General features: G+C 59.7%; 14 protein-coding genes. 7 read left to right on the plus strand and 7 right to left on the minus strand.

Annotated elements, in window-relative coordinates:
• Nucleotides 1-115 precede the first annotated feature (115 nt).
• Nucleotides 116-439, plus strand: coding sequence for a ferredoxin FdxA (gene fdxA, locus B2589_RS01000; RefSeq protein WP_286815346.1), 324 nt, complete (start codon nucleotides 116-118; stop codon nucleotides 437-439).
• Nucleotides 440-523: 84 nt separating this feature from the next.
• On the opposite strand, the gene B2589_RS01005 is transcribed toward fdxA, so the two are convergent.
• The 4 genes from B2589_RS01005 to B2589_RS01020 form a co-directional block, all read right to left on the minus strand.
• Nucleotides 524-1,555 (minus strand): hypothetical protein, encoded by a 1,032-nt coding sequence (locus tag B2589_RS01005; RefSeq protein WP_286815331.1) that lies wholly within the window; start codon nucleotides 1,553-1,555, stop codon nucleotides 524-526.
• 139 nt (nucleotides 1,556-1,694) lie between these two features.
• Entirely contained in the window at nucleotides 1,695-2,645 is a 951-nt protein-coding gene (locus B2589_RS01010; protein WP_058341078.1) for a DegV family protein, read from the minus strand.
• Nucleotides 2,646-2,884: 239 nt separating this feature from the next.
• Nucleotides 2,885-4,255: a solute carrier family 23 protein gene (locus B2589_RS01015; protein ID WP_286815332.1), complete on the minus strand. Its 1,371-nt coding sequence runs from the start codon at nucleotides 4,253-4,255 to the stop codon at nucleotides 2,885-2,887.
• Nucleotides 4,256-4,350: 95 nt separating this feature from the next.
• Nucleotides 4,351-5,979: an acyl-CoA synthetase gene (locus B2589_RS01020; RefSeq protein WP_273133441.1), complete on the minus strand. Its 1,629-nt coding sequence runs from the start codon at nucleotides 5,977-5,979 to the stop codon at nucleotides 4,351-4,353.
• 147 nt (nucleotides 5,980-6,126) lie between these two features.
• Between B2589_RS01020 and B2589_RS01025 the strand changes: the two genes are divergently transcribed.
• The 3 genes from B2589_RS01025 to B2589_RS01035 are packed head-to-tail and all read left to right on the plus strand — an operon-like array spanning nucleotide 6,127 to nucleotide 9,503.
• Nucleotides 6,127-7,632 (plus strand): sensor histidine kinase, encoded by a 1,506-nt coding sequence (locus tag B2589_RS01025; protein ID WP_286815333.1) that lies wholly within the window; start codon nucleotides 6,127-6,129, stop codon nucleotides 7,630-7,632.
• On the plus strand, nucleotides 7,622-8,269 hold the full coding sequence (locus B2589_RS01030; RefSeq protein ID WP_058341075.1) for a response regulator transcription factor: 648 nt from the start codon (nucleotides 7,622-7,624) through the stop codon (nucleotides 8,267-8,269). Before B2589_RS01025 ends, B2589_RS01030 begins: the two co-directional genes overlap by 11 nt.
• 43 nt (nucleotides 8,270-8,312) lie before the next feature.
• Nucleotides 8,313-9,503: an NAD(P)/FAD-dependent oxidoreductase gene (locus tag B2589_RS01035; RefSeq protein ID WP_286815334.1), complete on the plus strand. Its 1,191-nt coding sequence runs from the start codon at nucleotides 8,313-8,315 to the stop codon at nucleotides 9,501-9,503.
• 5 nt (nucleotides 9,504-9,508) lie between these two features.
• Here B2589_RS01035 and B2589_RS01040 read toward each other — a convergent pair whose 3' ends face one another.
• The 3 genes from B2589_RS01040 to B2589_RS01050 are packed head-to-tail and all read right to left on the minus strand — an operon-like array spanning nucleotide 9,509 to nucleotide 13,440.
• Complete coding sequence (locus B2589_RS01040; protein ID WP_286815335.1) at nucleotides 9,509-11,059, minus strand: phospholipase D family protein; 1,551 nt, start codon at nucleotides 11,057-11,059, stop codon at nucleotides 9,509-9,511.
• Between the two features lie 12 nt (nucleotides 11,060-11,071).
• A complete protein-coding gene (locus B2589_RS01045) occupies nucleotides 11,072-11,947 on the minus strand; it encodes a universal stress protein (protein ID WP_058341072.1) in 876 nt (291 codons plus the stop codon).
• A 2-nt stretch (nucleotides 11,948-11,949) separates the two neighbouring features.
• Entirely contained in the window at nucleotides 11,950-13,440 is a 1,491-nt protein-coding gene (locus B2589_RS01050) for a SulP family inorganic anion transporter (RefSeq protein ID WP_286815336.1), read from the minus strand.
• 173 nt (nucleotides 13,441-13,613) lie between these two features.
• Here B2589_RS01050 and B2589_RS01055 point away from each other — a divergent pair, with 173 nt between their 5' ends.
• The 3 genes from B2589_RS01055 to djlA all read left to right on the plus strand — a co-directional run bounded on the left by B2589_RS01055 (nucleotide 13,614) and on the right by djlA (nucleotide 18,599).
• A complete protein-coding gene (locus B2589_RS01055) occupies nucleotides 13,614-14,894 on the plus strand; it encodes an MgtC/SapB family protein (protein ID WP_022989416.1) in 1,281 nt (426 codons plus the stop codon).
• Nucleotides 14,895-14,964: 70 nt separating this feature from the next.
• Nucleotides 14,965-17,766: an HD domain-containing phosphohydrolase gene (locus B2589_RS01060; RefSeq protein ID WP_286815337.1), complete on the plus strand. Its 2,802-nt coding sequence runs from the start codon at nucleotides 14,965-14,967 to the stop codon at nucleotides 17,764-17,766.
• Between the two features lie 50 nt (nucleotides 17,767-17,816).
• On the plus strand, nucleotides 17,817-18,599 hold the full coding sequence (gene djlA, locus B2589_RS01065; protein ID WP_022989418.1) for a co-chaperone DjlA: 783 nt from the start codon (nucleotides 17,817-17,819) through the stop codon (nucleotides 18,597-18,599).
• Nucleotides 18,600-18,665 lie beyond the last annotated feature (66 nt).

Here is an 18,665-nt window from a genome sequence, read left to right on the forward strand (position 1 = left end):
AATGCTTGCGGCTACGGGGGCCGCTCCCTACAATATCGCGCACAAAATTATAGATGGGGCCGGATTTTCAGGGCTCCTGATGAGACTGAATATTCTACGAACCAGGGATCTGACTATGGCGTTTATCGTTACTGATAACTGCATCAAGTGCAAATACACCGACTGCGTGGAAGTGTGTCCGGTAGACTGCTTCTATGAAGGCCCCAACTTTCTGGTGATCGACCCGGACGAGTGCATCGACTGCGCCCTGTGCGAGCCCGAGTGCCCGGCGGAAGCCATCTTCTCTGAAGACGAACTGCCGGCAGACCAGGAAGCCTTCGTTGAGATCAACGCGGACCTGGCCGGCAAGTGGCCGAACATCACCGAGAAGAAAGACCCGCTGCCAGACGCCGACGAGTGGGACGGCCAGCCCGACAAGCTCCAGTACCTGGAGCGCTGAGGCCAAAAGCTGTCAGCAGCTACAAAAAAGCCGGAAGAGCGATCCTCTTCCGGCTTTTTTTATATCAGGCCTGTGCAGCCCGACTTAGCCCTCTGCCAGCAACTTCTTCGCGGCAGCAGACTTGTAGAAGCTTCCCAGCCTTCTGCGCACCAATGCCTCCACATAACCTTCCTTGTGCAGCACATCGATAATCGGCAGGCCCAGTTCGGCAACTTCCGTAACAATCACGTCCCGGGTCACCCCAATATCATTCAGCAGGTCCATCACCGGCCGGTCGCCATACTTGGCAAACAGGTGCTCGACCACGGCCCGGGCGCAGCCTTCAAAGTAGGCGGTTTTGCGGAAGTTCAGCCAGAAGTCATAACCCAGTACCACAAACTCCTGCAGTTCCACCTCGCCCAGGCCATCCTGAAGCTCGGCAATGGTCTGGTTCTCCAGTGATACCCAGGCCGCCATCACACTGTCACGAAGCTCATCATCGGTCAGTGCCCGATGCAGGAACTGCTCGCTGCGCACAATCAGCCCTGGCAGGCTGTCGGCCAGCCAGGCCTTGATGCGCCGCTCGAAAGTTTCATCCAGCCCCGGCACGGCCTTGTTGGCCATTTTCTTGCCGAACTTCATCACCGAACCCACTCCCGGCACCGAGCGGGTAATCAGGTTGTCTTCATACAGGTAATTCACCAGCCCGTGGTACACCACGTTCGACACCAGCTCCTGGTACACCGGGTGTGCCATGATCTCGCTGATGATCCGCTCCCGCTGCTGGCGAAGCTCCAGGGCCTCTTCGATAAAGCCGCTGGCCTGCTCCCGTGACAGGATTTCGCCCAGCGTGGTGTCTGCCTGAACCGGCGCTTTGAGCACTTCTGCCGCCATCTCCGCAGCCAGTTCCGGAATGCCGGCATCCAGCTCCATGTTCACGGCGATGCGCTTGATCACGCCCATTACCTGCTCGGGGCTGATCAGCCGGCCCAGCGGCACTTTTTCGGCATAGCCAAGCAATTCGTCCACTTCCTGTTCCAGGAACTTCTTCAGCTTGGCGCCTTTGAGGGCGGCCACTTCGTGCTTTACGTGGGCTTCAAACAGGGTATCGACAAGACTGGGGGCAGTTTTGCTCATAGAGCTGGCATCCTTTGGCTGAATTCCTGAAGTATGCCGGTGAGGCTAACACGGAAGCAGGCAGCTGGGGTTTGCCGGAATTACCGGCGGACCCGTGATTATGGGCCAGTCCGGCGACCAGCCCGACAGAAACAGACGGTTACTGGAAGTCTGAAAACTCGTGGGGTTCCGCCGCCAGCGCCAGGCACAGGCTGCCGGGGCCAACGTAGATGGAGCTGGTAATGCCCATCTGCGACAACAGCAACTCTACACCGTGCTTTTCACAGGCATCGCGCAGGCGATTCAGGCCCGGCAGCTCTTCGATCTCAGTCCAGCTCAGGCCGCAGGACAAACTCACATAGGGTGTCAGCAAACCGGCTTCCAGGCGGCCGATGGCGTAATTCATCACTTTCTCGACCGCCACGTTGAAGTCGCGGGTTTTGGCCACGGGCTTGCCTTCAACGCCCTGCCCGAAGATCACCGGGTTGATGTTCAGCACCTTGCCCATGAAGGCGGCCATCGCAGACACACTCTTGTCGCCGCGGCGCCGGGCCCGTTCACGGATGTAATGCAGGTCGCGGGGGATCACGCAGGTGTAGATCTTGTCAGTGAAGGTTTCCACCTCGTGGCGCAGGGCATTCTTGGAGACTTTCTGGTTGATCAGCCGCAGGGTGTGGGCCGCCAGCAATCCCTGGCCCGCAAAGATCTGCTTACTGTCGATGACCCGCATGGAGAATTTGCCTTCCCGGCCGGCGGCCTTGCGGGCGCCTTCGTAGTTGGCCATCACGGTGTTCATGGCTTCGGAGGCGTGGTCGAAAATCTGGCTGCGGCTTCGGGTGACGGTTTCACAGATGGCCACGTCAAACTGAGTGACAATCTTTTCCATGAACAGGTTGTGGATCTGTTCTGCGGAAAAGGCTTCGGTTTCCGCCTGGTGGCCTTTATCAAGCAGGCCGCTCTGGTAGAACTCCTGGGTACGCACCGGATCGTGGGTATCGATGTAGGTCTGGCCATCAATAATGGCCGTTACCGGCAGCACAAACAGATCGTGTTTGCGGGAAAATTCATAGGGTAGATCACAGGCGGAATCAACGATCAAACCAACTCGCATGTGCAAAAGCCTCCGGGGTTCGGGTGTTTCCTCAGGCGGGAGCACCCTTTCTTGTGATTATTCTGGAGACACAAGTCTTGCACATGCCGGCGATAATTTCAGCCGCCCCGTGAATCAGTTAACAAAAAGGCCCACGACAACAAATCCGGTAACCGAAAACAAAAAAAAGGAGGCCGAAGCCTCCCAAGGACACACAGTGGGTTGGTACCGCTGCTAGCTCAGCGGCACCGGGTTCAGAATTACTCGCTCGTCTCGGCGCCCGGCGCTTCCGGGTCAGAGGTAAACTTCAACAAGTGAGTACGCTCGATCAGGTAGTACAGGATGGCACCGGTGGCCAGGCCCCAGCCTGCGCCGTACACCGCCAGTACCACACCCATGGTGCCGGCAATGCCACGCTCGGTGTTGTTCTCCAACTGCTCCAGGCCCACCATCAAACAGATGTAACCGGTCAGCAGCAGGGTCAGCGACAGGGCAATCGGCAGCACCGGCTGGAAGAAGCTCACCAGCGGCAGCACGAACAGTGCAATGAAGCCGGTAATCCAGAAGGTGCCACCACCGCTGTAGATGGAGTCCATGGCGTTACGGCCGTACTTGTAGCGCTCGGCCATGGTGGCGGTTACGGCGGTCCAGATCGGGCCGGCCAGGCCAGGGTACGGCGCGAAGAACGCATGGCCACCATTACGGATGGCGGTTACCAGGTGGGCGCGGTCGATGCTGTTGTCGATGTCTTCATCTTTGCGCAGGTGGTCGACACGACTCATCAGGGATTGCCCCACCACGATGTCACCAAAGGCGATGACATAGGCGATCACCGCGGTCGGAATGGCATACAGGAAGATGTTCAGGTCCGGGAAACCCACGCTGAACGGCAGGTAGTTCCACAGCTGGTCAAAGGCCGGCTTGGTGATGCCCCACTGTACGTCGGGGACTTCATACTCGCCAACGGCAAAGCCCACCAGGATGGCCACAACCATACCCGGCACCATGCCGTAGTTGGCAATCTTGCGGGCGATGTTGCTCTTGTCCACAAAGCCTTTGAAGGAAACTGAGAACATCAGGTACAGGCACACCAGGCCACCCACAATCAGGGAGATCGGTGTGTTGGCCAGGCGGCCGCCGGCTTCGATTTCACCCATCAGCGCGGCAATACCGGCACCGATGATGATACCGCCCTTCATGGACCGGGGAATCCACTCCACCAGCTTGCTGCCCAGGCGGGTAACACCCAGAACCAGGAAGATCAGGAACACCAGGAATTGCAGGGCAAAGAGCGCCTGGATGGCCTCGGGGCCGGGTTCGTAGTCTGAAAGGAACAGCAACACCACGGGGATACCCGGGGTAATCCAGCCGGGCACCAGCGGCACACCCAGCAGGGCCGGCAGCATGAAGCCGATACCACACACCACAACGTAGGCCAGGGCCACGTCGTAGGGAACGCCCAGGTATTTTTCCAGCAGGGGAATCATCGCCAGGCTGACCACGAACATGATCAGTGCCTGCACCATCTCCGCAAATTCCCAGCGATAGTGGACAAACGGAAGACGGATTTTGAAGGGGCCAGCCGGCCAGAACGGCTGTTCTTCACCGTTTTTTCTGTGGAACATTTGCATAAAACTACCTCCGGGCACGCCGGTGTCGGGTGCCAATCAATGTTGTTTTTGTGGAAAAGAGGTGTGGCTGCGCCCGGTGGCGCAGCCTTGCCGGATCAGTTCAGCTCTTTGGCCTGATCCCGCAGCACGAACTTCTGGATCTTGCCGGTTGAGGTCTTCGGCAGCTCCGAGAACACCACGGTTTTCGGAACCTTGAAGCGGGCCAGGTGCTCGCGGCAGAAGCTGATGATGTCTTCCTCGGTTACGTTGCCGGCTTCCGGTTTCAGGGTAACGAAGGCGCAGGGTGTCTCGCCCCACTTCTCGTCTGGCCGGGCAACCACCGCGGCTTCCATCACCGCCGGGTGGCGGTAAAGGGTATCTTCAACTTCGATGGTGGAGATGTTCTCACCACCGGAAATGATGATGTCTTTCAGACGATCCTTGATTTCCATGTAACCGTCTTCGTGCCATACCGCCAGGTCGCCAGTGTGGAACCAGCCGCCGCGGAAGGCTTCTTCGGTGGCGGTCGGGTTCTTCAGGTAGCCCTTCATCACGGTGTTACCGCGCAGGAAGATCTCGCCGATGGTCTTGCCGTCTTTCGGCACCGGCTGCATGGTGTTGGGGTCTGCCACCATAGTGCCGCCCAAGGTGTGATAGCGAACGCCCTGGCGCGCCTTGACCTGGGCACGTTCTTGCAATGGCAGCGCATCCCACTCGGATTTCCAGGCACACACGGTAACCGGGCCGTACACTTCGGTGAGGCCGTATACGTGGGTTACCTTGATGCCCATCTCTTCGATGGCACCAATCACCTGGGCTGGGGGCGCCGCACCGGCGGTCATGGATTTCACTTCGTGATCGATGCCGGCTTTCGCTTCCGGCGAGGCATTCAGCAGCGCGTTCAGGACAATCGGCGCACCACACATGTGGGTTACCTGGTGGTCGCGGATCAGCTTGAGGATTTTCTCAGGGTCTACCCGGCGCAGGCACACGTGGGTGCCGGCCATGGCGGTGATGGTCCAGGGGAAACACCAGCCGTTGCAGTGGAACATCGGCAGGGTCCACAGGTACACCGGGTGCATGTCCATAGACCAGACCGCCTGGTTACCCAGCGAGTTAATATAGGCACCACGATGGTGGTAAACCACGCCCTTGGGGTTGCCGGTAGTACCGGAGGTGTAGTTCAGGGAAATGGCATCCCACTCGTCGGCGGGGAAACTCCACTGATATTCGGGGTCACCTTCCTGCAGGAAGGCTTCGTAATCCAGGTCGCTTACCTGAACGCCTTCACCGTACTCGGGATCATCAACATCGATCACCAGCGGCTTGTGTTCCAGGTGACGAACAGCATCTTTGACCACCTGGCCGAATTCACGGTCGGCAATCACCACCTTTGCTTCACCATGTTCCAGCATGAAGGCAATGGCTTCGGCATCCAGGCGCACGTTCAGGGTGTTCAGCACCGCACCAATCATCGGCACACCAAAGTGGCATTCCACCATGGCCGGAATGTTCGGCAGCATCACCGCAACGGTATCACCACGGCTGATTCCGCGCCCCTTCAGGGCAGAGGCCAGCCGGCGGCAGCGATCGTAGGTTTCGGCCCAGTTGCGACGGATGGCACCGTGGATAATGGCCGGATAATCCGGGTAAACACTGGCGGTACGTTCGATGAAATCAATGGGGGACTGGACCGCGTAGTTTGCGTTCCGGGGCTCAAGGCCCTGATCAAAGATCGAAGTCATTGGTGTGGTCCTCGTATGCTTATGTTGTTCTTATGCGTGTTCAGTAGAAACGCCAAAGCAGCTATACTTTGCATTAACAACAATGGTAGTTAACGAAATCAATACTAGAAACTCTACCATGGTATTATAGGACCACTACTATAATCTATGAAAATCCCCGAGAAAGACCCCCAACCCACACTCGTGACCAGCGCCGATGCCCGGGTTTTAAGCTGCAATGCCGCCGCCCGCCAGCTGATGGAAGCCGCACGCCTGGCCGAAGCCGGGGAACTCTTGCCGGTAAACGCCCCAGCCCTTGCCGCCTCGGCCCTGAATCAGGACCGGGCCATCGAGAACGTGGAATCCCGGTTTGCCGACAAGATCTGCCTCTGGACGTTCATTCCGCACTCCGACAAGCAGCAGGTCATGATTCGTGGGCGAGACGCCACCACCGATGTACTCACCCAGGAAGAAGCCCTGCGTTCCAGCCGGCTTTACCGGCTGATTACCGAGAACACCACAGACCTGATCTCCCGCCACGCCCCGGACGGCCGGTTTATCGACGCCACACCGGCCTCCTGGCGGCTGCTGGGCTACTGGCCGGAAGAGCTCAGGGGCAAATCCCTTGAAGAGGTTTTCGGCAACGACAAGGTGGCGGAACAACTGACTCACACCCGCAATCGCCTGCAGGAAGACGGCTACGCCACCCTGACCCTGGAAATCCAGCACCGCAACGGCAGCCGCCGCTGGTTCGAGATTGCCAGCCGGGCCATCCGGGAAACCTACACAGGCGCTGTGGTGGAAGTGATCAGCGTGTCCCGCGACATCACGCCCCGTATCGAGCAGGAAGAACAGAACCGCCTGCTGGCCGAGGAGCTGGCCCACACCGCCCGGCTGGCCACCCTGGGCGAACTGGCCTCGAGCATTGCCCATGAGATGAACCAGCCGCTGGCCTCGATTGTGAATTTCGCCAGCGCCAGCCAGCGCTTTCTGAAAGAAGCCGACAAGCGCCCGGAGAAACTGGCCAAGGTAGACGATGGCCTGCAGAAGATCGTGCACCACGCCAACCGGGCCTCGGAAGTGATCAAGCGCCTGCGGGCCTTCCTGCGCAAGGGCCAGAAACAGATGGCCCCGGTACAACTGAACGCCGTGGTAAGCGACGTGGTGCGCCTGTGCCAGTGGGAAGGTGAAAAGAACGGCGTGAAGCTGCAAGAGAACCTGGCGGAGAATTCCCCGGTGATCACCGCAGACCCGATTTTGCTGGAGCAGGTGTTGATTAACCTGATTCGTAACGGCATTGAAGCCAACGTGGAAGCTGCGAGCCAGAGCGAGAACCGGGAACCGTCCCGCATTACCGTATGCACCTGCATCAACGACCAGCAGGAAACCCTGATCCAGGTTACCGACGAAGGCCCGGGGCTGAACGACGAAGGCATTCGCCAGATGTTCCAGCCGTTCTACACCAGCAAACCCAAAGGCCTCGGGCTGGGGTTGTCCATGAGCCGCTCCATCATCGAAGGCTTTGGCGGCTTCCTGGATGCCATTCACGCCGACACCGGTGGCCTGTCACTGATTTGCCGCTTTCCGGCCAACCTTTCCTTCAACAACAGCCGCGGGGGCTCTAGAATGACCGCCGCCAACAATAATACGGAGAGATCCCCTGATGTCCGCTAGCACTCCTGCCGAAGCCAACACCGTGTTCGTGGTAGACGACGATGCCGGTATGCTCGAGTCCACCCAATGGCTGCTGGAATCGGTTGGATTACAGGTGCGTGCCTACAGCGACGGCCGCCAGTTTCTGAACGATGTGGCCGAAAACCGCCCCGGCTGTGTGGTGCTGGACATCCGCATGCCCGGGCTCGGCGGCCTGAACGTACAGGAAGAATTGCAGAAACGCGGGCTGGAGATTCCCATCATCTTCGTATCCGGCCATGCCGATGTGCCCATTGTGGTGCGCGCATTCAAATCCGGCGCCTTCGATTTCATCGAAAAACCGTTCAACGAACAGTTGCTGCTGGACAGCGTGCAGCAGGCCCTGCAAGACACTGGTGATGTCACCGGCAAGATGGCCGCCAATGGCGATACCGAAGCCTTGATCGCCACCCTCACCCGCCGGGAAAAAGACGTTTTCCTGCCCCTGGCCCAGGGCTACACCAGCAAGGAAATTGCCGAGCAGCTGGACGTCAGCGTAAAAACCATCGACCTGTACCGGGCCCGCGTGATGAAGCGCCTGGGCGCTGAACGCCTGCCGGATGTGACCGGCATTGCCATCGCGGCAGGGTTGCTGGACCCGGTGCACCTGCGGGCGTAGCTGATATACTGCCCGCCGGTTTTCTATCAGCGGCGGGCAGGCAATGGCAGTATCCACATCCCAGTATGACGTGATCATCATCGGCGCCGGTGCCGCCGGGTTGATGTGCGCGGCCACCGCCGGCTATCGCGGGCGAAAGGTGCTGGTGATTGACCACGCTAACAAGCCCGGCAAGAAGATCCTGATGTCTGGCGGGGGGCGCTGCAATTTCACCAATCTGAACAGCACGCCGGCGAACTTCCTCTCGGACAATCCCCATTACTGCGTTTCTGCCCTGAAGCGTTATACCCCGCAGGATTTCGTCGAACTGGTGGACCGCCACGGGGTGGAATACGAAGAAAAAGCACCGGGACAGCTGTTCTGCAAGGACAGCGCGAAGGACATTCTCAATGTGCTGTTAACCGAGTGCGAGTGGGCCGGTGCGGAAATCCGCATGAACACCGCTGTTTCCGGCGTTCAGGCCTCCGGTTCCGGCTATACGGTCAAAACCAGTGCCGGCAGCCTGAAGTGCGAATCGCTGGTGGTTGCCACCGGCGGCCTGTCCATCCCCACCATGGGCGCGACCGGTTTCGGCTACGAACTGGCAAAGCAGTTCGGACTGACGGTATTACCCACCCGCGCCGGGCTGGTGCCCTTCACCCTGCACCCGGAGCTGAAGCAACAGCTGTCGCCCCTGGCCGGCGTAAGTTGCCCCGTAGACGCAAGCTGCCACAAGCAGCATTTTCGCGAGCCCATGCTGGTCACCCACCGGGGCCTGAGCGGGCCCGCCATGCTACAGGTGTCCAGTTACTGGCAGCCGGGAGACGAGCTGCACATCAACCTGCTACCGGCACAAACCGTCCAGGACGACCTGTTTGCGCTGCGCAAGCAGAAGCCCCAGTCCACCATGGCGCAGTACCTGAACCAGCACCTGCCCAAGCGCTTCGCCCAGGCCTTTAATGAATTGCAGGGCTGGAGCCGGCCGCTGCAGGAATACCGTAACCAGGACATCGAGCAGATTGCCGACACCCTGGGCAACTGGACCATCAAACCCGCCGGGACCGAAGGTTACCGGACCGCCGAGGTGACGTTAGGTGGGGTGGATACCCGGCAGTTATCCTCAAAAACCATGGCCGTGCTGGAGCAACCCAACTTGTTCTTTATCGGCGAGGTGGTGGATGTGACCGGCCATCTGGGCGGGCATAACTTTCAATGGGCGTGGGCGTCCGGCGTGGCAGCAGGCAACGAGGCCTGAGCCGGTTACAGATACTTCTCGATAGGTAACCAGGACAGGAACCGCGACGTCGCCCGGCGCCAGAAACCGACGCCCGGCTCATGGCCAACCTGCTCGCCCTTAGACTGCCAGACCAGGTCGCCCTGCTCGTCCAGCGTTACCTGCCAGCTGTTTTCCGGCGACATGGCATAGCGGATGTCTTCAGCAACGGCGGTGGCCAGTTCCGGGCTATGGATAATCAGCACAGTTTCGCCATTCAGGTAGATCGAGCGCAGGTTGACGTTGAACGAGCCGATGAACAGGGTTTCCCGGTCAAACACCACTGCCTTGGAATGCAGGCTGACAGCACCCTGTTCGCAGGCCGGGCGGCTGGCTACCCAGTGCTGGCAGGCCGGCGCATCCGGGCGCAGTTCGTATAGTTCGATGCCCTGCTCCAGCATTTCCCGGCGCCAGCGGGCATAGCCGGAGTGGTTGGTCACCAGGTCGTTGGTTGCCAGGGAATTGGTTAACGCCGCCACCTTCAGCGGCTGGTTGTCCAGCGCTCCGAGGTTGTCGAGCTGGTTGTCTGCCAGGATCAGGTAAGCGGATTCAATCAGGATTTCGGATTGCGCTGCCTGAACCAGTCCGTACAAGGCCCTGGCGGTATTCTGGGGGGAATCCGCCGGAACCTGGGGATCTTGCGGTGGCGGGTCAAACACCAGTTCGCCAGGGGCCTGCACCATACCGGCAAACCAGCCCCTCAGATAGGTTTCCGCCGCGCCCTGTTCCTGGTGCGGAACTGCCCGGATACCCGGATCAGCCGCCGTTTCCCTGAGCAGTTGTGACAGTGCATCGCGGCCAGCGAGGTTGTCAGGCAGGTCATAGAGGGTAGCCAGCGGATAGGCCCACTGATTATTCCAATAGGCCTCGAAGTTGGCGGTCATATCTTCAGCAAGCGGCCCCAGAACCATCACATCCCGGTCCCGGAAATTCAGGCTGGGATGTTCGTCAAAATATTCGTCACCAATGTTACGCCCGCCGGCGATGCCCACCTGGCCGTCCACCACAAAGGTTTTGTTGTGCATGCGCCGGTTGATGCGGTCGAAGTCGGTAATCAGCGACAACCAGCGCCCCACCCCGCTGCGGGAACGGGCCGGGTTGAAGATACGCACCCGGATGTTGGGGTGTATTGCCATCGCAGCAAACAGCGGCTCCTTGCCAGCCACGTTGATGTCGTCCAGCAGCAGGCGCACCTGAACGCCACGGTCTGCAGCGGCTACCAGCCGGCCGGCCAGATAGCGCCCGGTGGAATCGTTATTCCAGATGTAATACTGGGCGTCGATAAACTGTTCGGCGGTTTCGATCAGCGCAGCCCGCATCAGGAAGGCATCACGGCCACTGTTCAGCAGCTGAAAGCCGGTGTTCGGGGAGTCTGGGGCAAGGTGCATCCGGCGCTGGTCCGTTATGAAGGAATCCTTCACCGAGGATAGCCGGAAATCCGGGTCATGCACGACTGGTTTCAGGGCGGTGGAACACCCGGCCAGCATCAGCAAGGCGCAGAGGCTGGCGACAAGCGAAAGTAATCGCTGACCGGGCATAGGCTGGGCTCCTTAGCGAAGGATAACCAGGGGCTTCTTCGCGGTTTTCAGCATGGTGGTTGTGGTGCTGCCCACCAGGAACTGGCGAATGCGGGAATGGCCATAAGCGCCCATGACCAGCATGTCGATGTCGTGCTCGTCCTGATAGGCATGGAGCGTGGGCTCCACATCGCCGGCGCGGATGGCGAGCGTGATCTCCACATCCAGGCCTGCCAGCATTTTCTCGGCCTTCCGTAGCTGTTCCCAACGGTCTGCCGTATCTGCCCCTACCATCACCAGGTGCAGGGGCATGCCTTTCAGAACCGGGCTGGCGGCCACCATTTCCACGCCTTTGAAGGCGGTTTCGCTGCCATCAAAGGCCAACATGGCGCTCTTCGGCTGGGTAAATTCGTCGGGCACCAGCAGAATCGGGCGGTGAACGCTGCGGATCACGGTTTCCAGCTGGCTGCCGATGTGAATATCCCGGTCGGAGCTGCTTTCACCGTGCAGACCCATCACGAACAGGCGGGTTTCTTTCTCCAGGGCCAGCAGCGAATCGGTCAGATTATCATGGCGCTGGCGCTTTACCACTTCGGCAATGCCGGCCTTCTGTACCCGCGCTTCGGCTTCATCCAGCATGTGGTGGCCGTGCTCCAGGGCCAGTTTGGAGCGTTTCCGGTCAAGGTCTGCCAGCTCGTCCAGCAAGTGCTCCCGGCTACCCAGCCCGATGCTACCAGCCAGGTCCGGTTCAGCGGGGTAGCGCTCTTCATCCAGAACGTGCAGCAACATCAGCGGTGTTTCCATGTGCCGGCTGGCCCAGGCGGCGTAATCACACACCGCGGGGGCTGCCCGGGAACCGTCGATACAGGCCACTACTCGTAACATGTTCGCCTCGCCTTTCTGATTCATGGTCAGTGCCCTCCCATCAGCTGGTCAACGGCTTCGGGCTTGTCATGCACCCCGAAACGGTCAACGATGGTGGCACTGGCTTCGTTCAGGCCGATTACCTCAACGTCTGCACCCTCACGGCGGAACTTGATGACCGCCTTGTCCAGCGCACCTACGGCAGTAATATCCCAGAAGTGTGCGCGGCTCAGGTCTATCACAACATTATCCACCGCTTCCTTGAAGTCAAAGGATTCGAGCAACTTTTCCGAAGAACTGAAGAATACCTGGCCTACAACCGTGTAGCGACGGGTGTCGGTTTGCTCGTCCAGCTCGGAGGTCACCAGCATGTAATGGCCCACCTTGTTGGCGAAGAACAGGGCTGCCAGCAAAACACCGGCCAGCACGCCGAATGCCAGGTTGTGGGTGGCCACCACCACAATCACCGTCACCAGCATGACAATGTTGGTGGACAGGGGATGCTCCCGAAGATTGCGAATGGAATCCCAGCTGAAGGTACCGATGGATACCATAATCATCACCGCCACCAGGGCGGCCATGGGAATCTGTACCAGCCACTTATCCAGAACCAGCACCAGAATCAGCAGGAACACGCCGGCCGTCAGCGTCGAGAGCCGGGTGCGGCCGCCGGATTTCACGTTAATAATGGACTGGCCGATCATGGCGCAACCGGCCATGCCACCCAGCAGGCCGGAACCGATGTTGGCAATCCCCTGGCCTTTACACTCGCGGTTGCGGTCACTGGTGGTATCGGTCAGGTCATCCACGATGGTGGCGGTCATCAGCGATTCCAGCAAGCCCACGACGGCCAGGCCGAGGGAATACGGCAGGATGATCATCAGGGTTTCCAGGGTCAGGGGCACATCCGGCCACAGGAAAATCGGCAGGGTATCCGGCAGCTCACCCATATCTCCGACGGTGCGGATGTCCAGCCCGACAATCATGGCCACGGCCGTCAAACCCACAATACACACCAGCGGAGAAGGGATCAGCTTGCCGACCACAGGCACCAGCGGGAACAGGTAGATAATGCCAAGGCCCGCAGCCGTCATGGCATAGACGTGCCAGGTTACGTTGGTCAGTTCCGGCAGCTGGGCCATGAAGATCAGGATAGCCAGCGCGTTCACAAAGCCGGTAACCACCGAGCGCGACACAAACCGCATCAGCCCACCCAATTTAAGGTAGCCGGCTGCAATCTGGATGACACCGGTCAGCAGGGTAGCCGCCAGCAGGTACTGCAGGCCGTGCTCTTTCACCAGCGTAACCATCAACAACGCCATGGCGCCGGTGGCTGCAGAGATCATCCCCGGCCGGCCGCCAACAAAGGCAATGATTACGGCAATACAGAAAGAGGCATACAGGCCGACTTTCGGGTCTACGCCCGCAATGATGGAGAACGCGATGGCCTCCGGGATCAACGCCAGCGCCACCACAATACCGGCGAGCAGGTCGCCACGAATGTTCGAGAACCAGTTTTGCTTGAGTGCATTTATCATGGCAGGAAATATCGCTTTAACTTATTGGGAGGTCATATCGGGGCCGCGCAGGTTACCAGAAACCGCCTGAAAAGTATGGCAGCGCGATGTTGCTAACCGGCTAAAGGGTGACCTGGCCACCGGTAATTGCCTAGAATGCAAGGCAAATCTATTTTTTCAGGGACACGCGGCCTGTGGATGACGTAGCCAGCCAGTTTATTGCCTCTAACCAGACCACCATTAACCTGGCCGTGGCCCTGTTGCTGGGCGCGATTGTTGGCCTGGAGCGGGGCTGGGATGCCCGGGAGCAGAAGTCCGGGGAGCGAATCGCCGGTATCCGCACCTTCTCGCTGGTGGGGCTGCTCGGTGGCATCTCGGCAGTGCTGGCCTCGGAGATTACAGTTTGGGCATTCCCGGTGCTGCTACTCAGCGTGGTGGCCATGGGGCTGGTGGCTTACAGCGAGCGGCTCGAACACATTCGCAATTTCAGCATCACCGGGCTGGTGGGCATGCTGCTGACCTTCTGTTTTGGTGCGGTGGCGGTCGCGGTCGACCCGGTGATTGCCACGGCAGCGGCGGTGGTCACCGCCATTATCCTGGACAACAAGCAAGAAATTCACGGCTGGGTGCAGAAGCTCCAGGCCCATGAACTGGACGCGGCCCTTAAACTGCTCTTGATCTCCGTGGTGATGCTGCCCCTGCTGCCCAACGAGCGCATGGGCCCGGGCGGTGTGCTGAACCCTCGGGAAATCTGGTGGATGGTGGTGATGATTGCATCCATCTCCTTCGTCGGCTACTTCGCCATCCGGGTCGCCGGCGCCCGCAAGGGCATTCTGTTCACCAGCCTGTTTGCCGGCCTCAGTTCGTCCACCGCCCTGACCCTGCACTTTGCCCGCCAGTCCCGAAGTAACGAAGGCTTCAGCCCCCAGTTTGCCGCCGGCATCCTGATTGCCTGCGGCACCATGTTCCCCCGCATCCTGGTGTACTGCCTGGTGATCAACACTGCCCTGCTGCCCAGCCTGGTCTGGCCGGTGCTGGTTATGACTATCCTGCTCTACGGCCCGGCGTTGTACATCTGGCAGAAAAACTCCAAACAGCTGCAGGTCAGCCAGCCCAGCTTGTCCCAGAACCCGCTGGATCTGTCTTCCGCACTGGTGTTCGGGTTGCTGCTGACCGCTATCCTGCTGCTGGGGGAATTCCTGAAAAATGCGTTTGGCGATGCCGGCATCTTCGCGCTGGCGGCCACCTCCGGCGTGGCAGACGTGGATGCGATTACCCTATCGCTCACCCGTATGTCCAACAACGGACTGGCGATGGACACCGCTGTGCTGGGCATCGTGATCGCAGCGGCGGTGAACAACCTGGTGAAGTCCGGTATTGCCTGGAGCATCGGCAACCGGCAGACCGGACTGCTGGTGGCCGGGCCCATGGTGCTGTCACTGGGGGCCGGCTTGCTGGTGGCGTGGATTCAATAACTAACTGCCTGAATTTTCAGCGCAAGCGTCTAAACTGACGGTAGGCTTCCATTTCCTTCAAGGGCTCTCCATGCAGCAACACCGTCAACTCGCCCAGGTTTCACTGGCTTTTTTGATTGCCTCCGCAGTTACCCTGGGCATGTTGATTCTGACCATCGTTCTGGTGGGCCAGAGTTTCCGTGGCATGGAGCAAGCCAAGGTCACCGCAGCCACGGCCACCGCCCGGCAGCTGGCGATCAGTGTGGATGACCGGATTCAGGCCATTACCCAACCCCCGTCCACCGCCCTTGCGGTGCTCCGGCACGACCCACTCACCGAAGCCGATACCCTGGAACAACGCCTGGACCGCCTGCCGGTTGTGGCCGACATCCTGGCCAGCAGCGAGATTGTCAGTGCCGTATACGCGGGCTATGAAAACGGCGACTTTTTCCTGTTCCGGAAATTGCAGAATTCGAGCGCCAGGCAGTTTCCGGATGCACCGGCCAACAGTCATTACCTGCTGCAAAGCCTGGTTCGCACCGGCAACGATCACCAAGGCCGCTGGCATTTCTATGACCGCAACCTGAACTTGCTCGAGCAACGGGACCTGGCCAGTTACAACTTTGATCCGCGCGAAAGGCCCTGGTACCAGGCCGCCCGGGAATCAGGCGCCCTGACGTTATCTGCGCCCTATGTGTTTTTTACCACCCAGGAAACCGGCATCACCCTGTCGCAGCGTGCCAGCGAAAAGGCAGGAACCGTTCTGGGCATTGATGTCACGGTCACCGACCTTGGTGCCCAGCTGGCGGAGCTGAAGCAAACCCCCGGCAGCCGCATTGCCATCCTGAACGCCTCGGGCCAGCTGCTGGCCGGCTCGTCACAGGATAGTGAGCCAGGCGAGGTAGTACTCCAGGCCCTGCAACCGGAAAGCCATAGCCGCATCAGCCAGTTCACCCGCGACGGGCGAAGCTGGTACGGCATCAGTGAACCCCTTGAGTCTCTGCCCGGCGAGGAATTGTCCATTGTTGTCGCCATACCCTCCAACGAGTTACTGGCCGATGTCTGGGCCGCCCTCACCCGGCAAACCCTGATCGCCGGGGCCATCGCCCTGCTGTTACTGCTGGCAGGCTGGGTACTGGGCAGGCAGGTCGGTAAACCTATTGAACTGCTGACCGGGCAGGTCAGCCGGCTGTCCAGGTTCCGGTTTGATACGCCGATGCGGTCGACCTCCCACATTCGCGAAGCCTCCGAGCTGAGCATCGCGCTGGACGATATGGCCCACACCATTCGAAGCTTCCAGAGTATCTCGACCGTGCTGAACCGGGGCCAGGATCTCAAACAGTTGCTAAACGACATCCTCGAACAGCTTGTGAGCATCGTCGGGCAGGAACGGGGTGCGGTGTATCTGTTCAACAGTCGCGAGCAAAAACTGGAACTGTCTGTTAACCGGGGGCTGGAGTTGCCACAGGCTGTAAACCCGGTCGCCCCGGACGCCAGCGACTACGACGTTATTCAGGAGCTTCGCCGATACATTGCCGGGCACCCGGTGTTTGCGGTACTCAGGAACCGCCGCAGGAAACTGATCGGTGTGCTGGTTATCGAGATCGAAAACGGTGATCAAACCAACCTGAGTGATGACCTGATTACCTTTGTTGATGAGATTGCCGGCTCTGCCGCGGTTGCCATCGAAACCCGGGAACTGATCGAAAGCCAGCAGGCCCTGCTGGACGGCATTATCCGGCTGGTAGCAAACGCCATTGATGCCAAGTCACCCTACACCGGCGGCCATTGTGAGCGGGTTCCCAAACTGGCGCAGATGCTGGTTGAACAGGCGGAGCAGAGTTCCGAAGGCGCTTTCGCCAGCTTCGGAATGACGGAAGACGAGCGCTACGAATTCCACCTGGCGGCCTGGCTGCACGATTGCGGCAAGATCACCAGCCCGGAATACGTAGTCGACAAAGCAGTGAAACTGGAGACCATCTACAACCGCATCCATGAAATCCGCACCCGGTTTGAAGTGCTGCACCGGGATGCCGAAATCACCTGCCTGAAGGCCATCCTGGCCGGTGAGGATCCGGACCAAGCGCGGCAAGACAAAGCCGACGTCCAAACCCGCCTGCAGGAGGACTTCCGCTTTCTGGCCGCCGTTAATCAGGGCAGCGAGAGCATGGAGGATGCTGACATCGAACGCATCCACGCCATTGCCGGGCAAACCTGGACCCGTCACTTCAGTGACCGGCTGGGGCTGTCAGAGGAAGAACAACAGGCCCTGAAAGGCCATCCTGAGCCCCCGCTGCCTGCCACCGAAACCCTGCTGGCCGACAAACCGGGCCACCTGAGAGCCTGGGGCGAGCATGTACCACCGGTACGCAAAGATGACCCGGAAAACCGCTGGGGCTTCGATATGTCGTTGCCGGAATACGCCTATAACCAGGGCGAGCTGCATAACCTGACGGTGCGTTACGGCACCCTGACCGAGGAAGAGCGCTTCAAGATCAACGAGCACATTGTGCAAACCATTTGCATGCTCGATGCCCTGCCCCTGCCCGATCGCCTGGCCAGGGTGCCGCGACTGGCGGGCACCCACCATGAGCGGACCGACGGCAACGGCTACCCCTGCCGCCTGACCGGCGATGCCATGGGCATTCCGGAAAAGATCATGGCCATTGCCGATGTGTTCGAGGCCCTGACCGCCTCGGATCGTCCCTACAAGCGGGGTAAAACTTTGTCGGAATCCCTGGCCATTATGGCCGGCATGGTTGAAAACGGGCACCTGGACGGCGAGGTTTTCCGGCTGTTTGTAAGCTCCGGCGTCTGGCGTGACTATGCCGAGCAGCACCTGCATTCCGACCAGGTCGATACCGTGGATGAAAGCCTGTTCATGAAGCCTTGACCAAAAACCCGTATATTCTACGGACTGATTTACTAGCGAAGGAACTCTGAATGCTGTTTGCAATTATCTTTGGTGGCCTGATCGGTTATGCCTTTGGCCGTTTTCCGGGATTCCTGGTGGGGGCTGCCATCGGTGCCTTCCTGTTCCAGCGCATGAAAAAGCGCCTGATCGGCAAGCTTCAGAACCTTCAGTCCGGCTTTATCGAATCCATGTTCGCGGTGATGGGCGCCCTGTGCAAGGCAGATGGCGTGGTCACCCGGGATGAAATCCGCATGGCCGAGACCATGTTCGCCCGGTTCCGTCTCAACGAAGCCCAGAGAGCCGTGGCAAAGGAAGCCTTTAACCGAGGCAAGTCGGAGGATTTCGACCTGGATGCCGAGCTGGACCGGTTCCTGCGCAGCACCGGCCGGCAGCCCGCCTTCCTGCAGATGTTTCTGCAGGTTCAGGTTTCTGCCGTGGCCGCCGATGGCGTGGTCCACCCGGCCGAACACGAAATGCTGGTACACATTGCCCGCAAACTGGGCTTGCCGGAAAGCCAGGTAGACCAGCTGGAAGCCATGTTGCGGGGCGCCCATGCCGGCCAGGCGGGCGGTGCGTCCAACTATTCCACAAGCCAGCAGCTGGACGATGCCTACAAGGTGCTGGGGGTGTCACCCTCGGTGTCTGACGCCGAACTGAAACGGGCCTACCGGAAGCTGATGAGCGAAAACCATCCGGACAAACTGGCCGGCCGGGGCATGCCGGAAAGCATGCGGGAAATGGCCGAAGAGCGTACCCGGGAGATCAGCCACGCCTATGATGTGGTCAAGGCGGCCCGCAGCCGGAACGGCTAATACCCGAAATGACATATCGTCACATTTGAAGGTGCGGTATGGTTCAGGGCAAACAACAAGCTCGGA

This window comes from Marinobacter sp. UBA3607 (assembly GCF_002375525.1).
GTDB classification, from domain to species: domain Bacteria; phylum Pseudomonadota; class Gammaproteobacteria; order Pseudomonadales; family Oleiphilaceae; genus Marinobacter; species Marinobacter vinifirmus.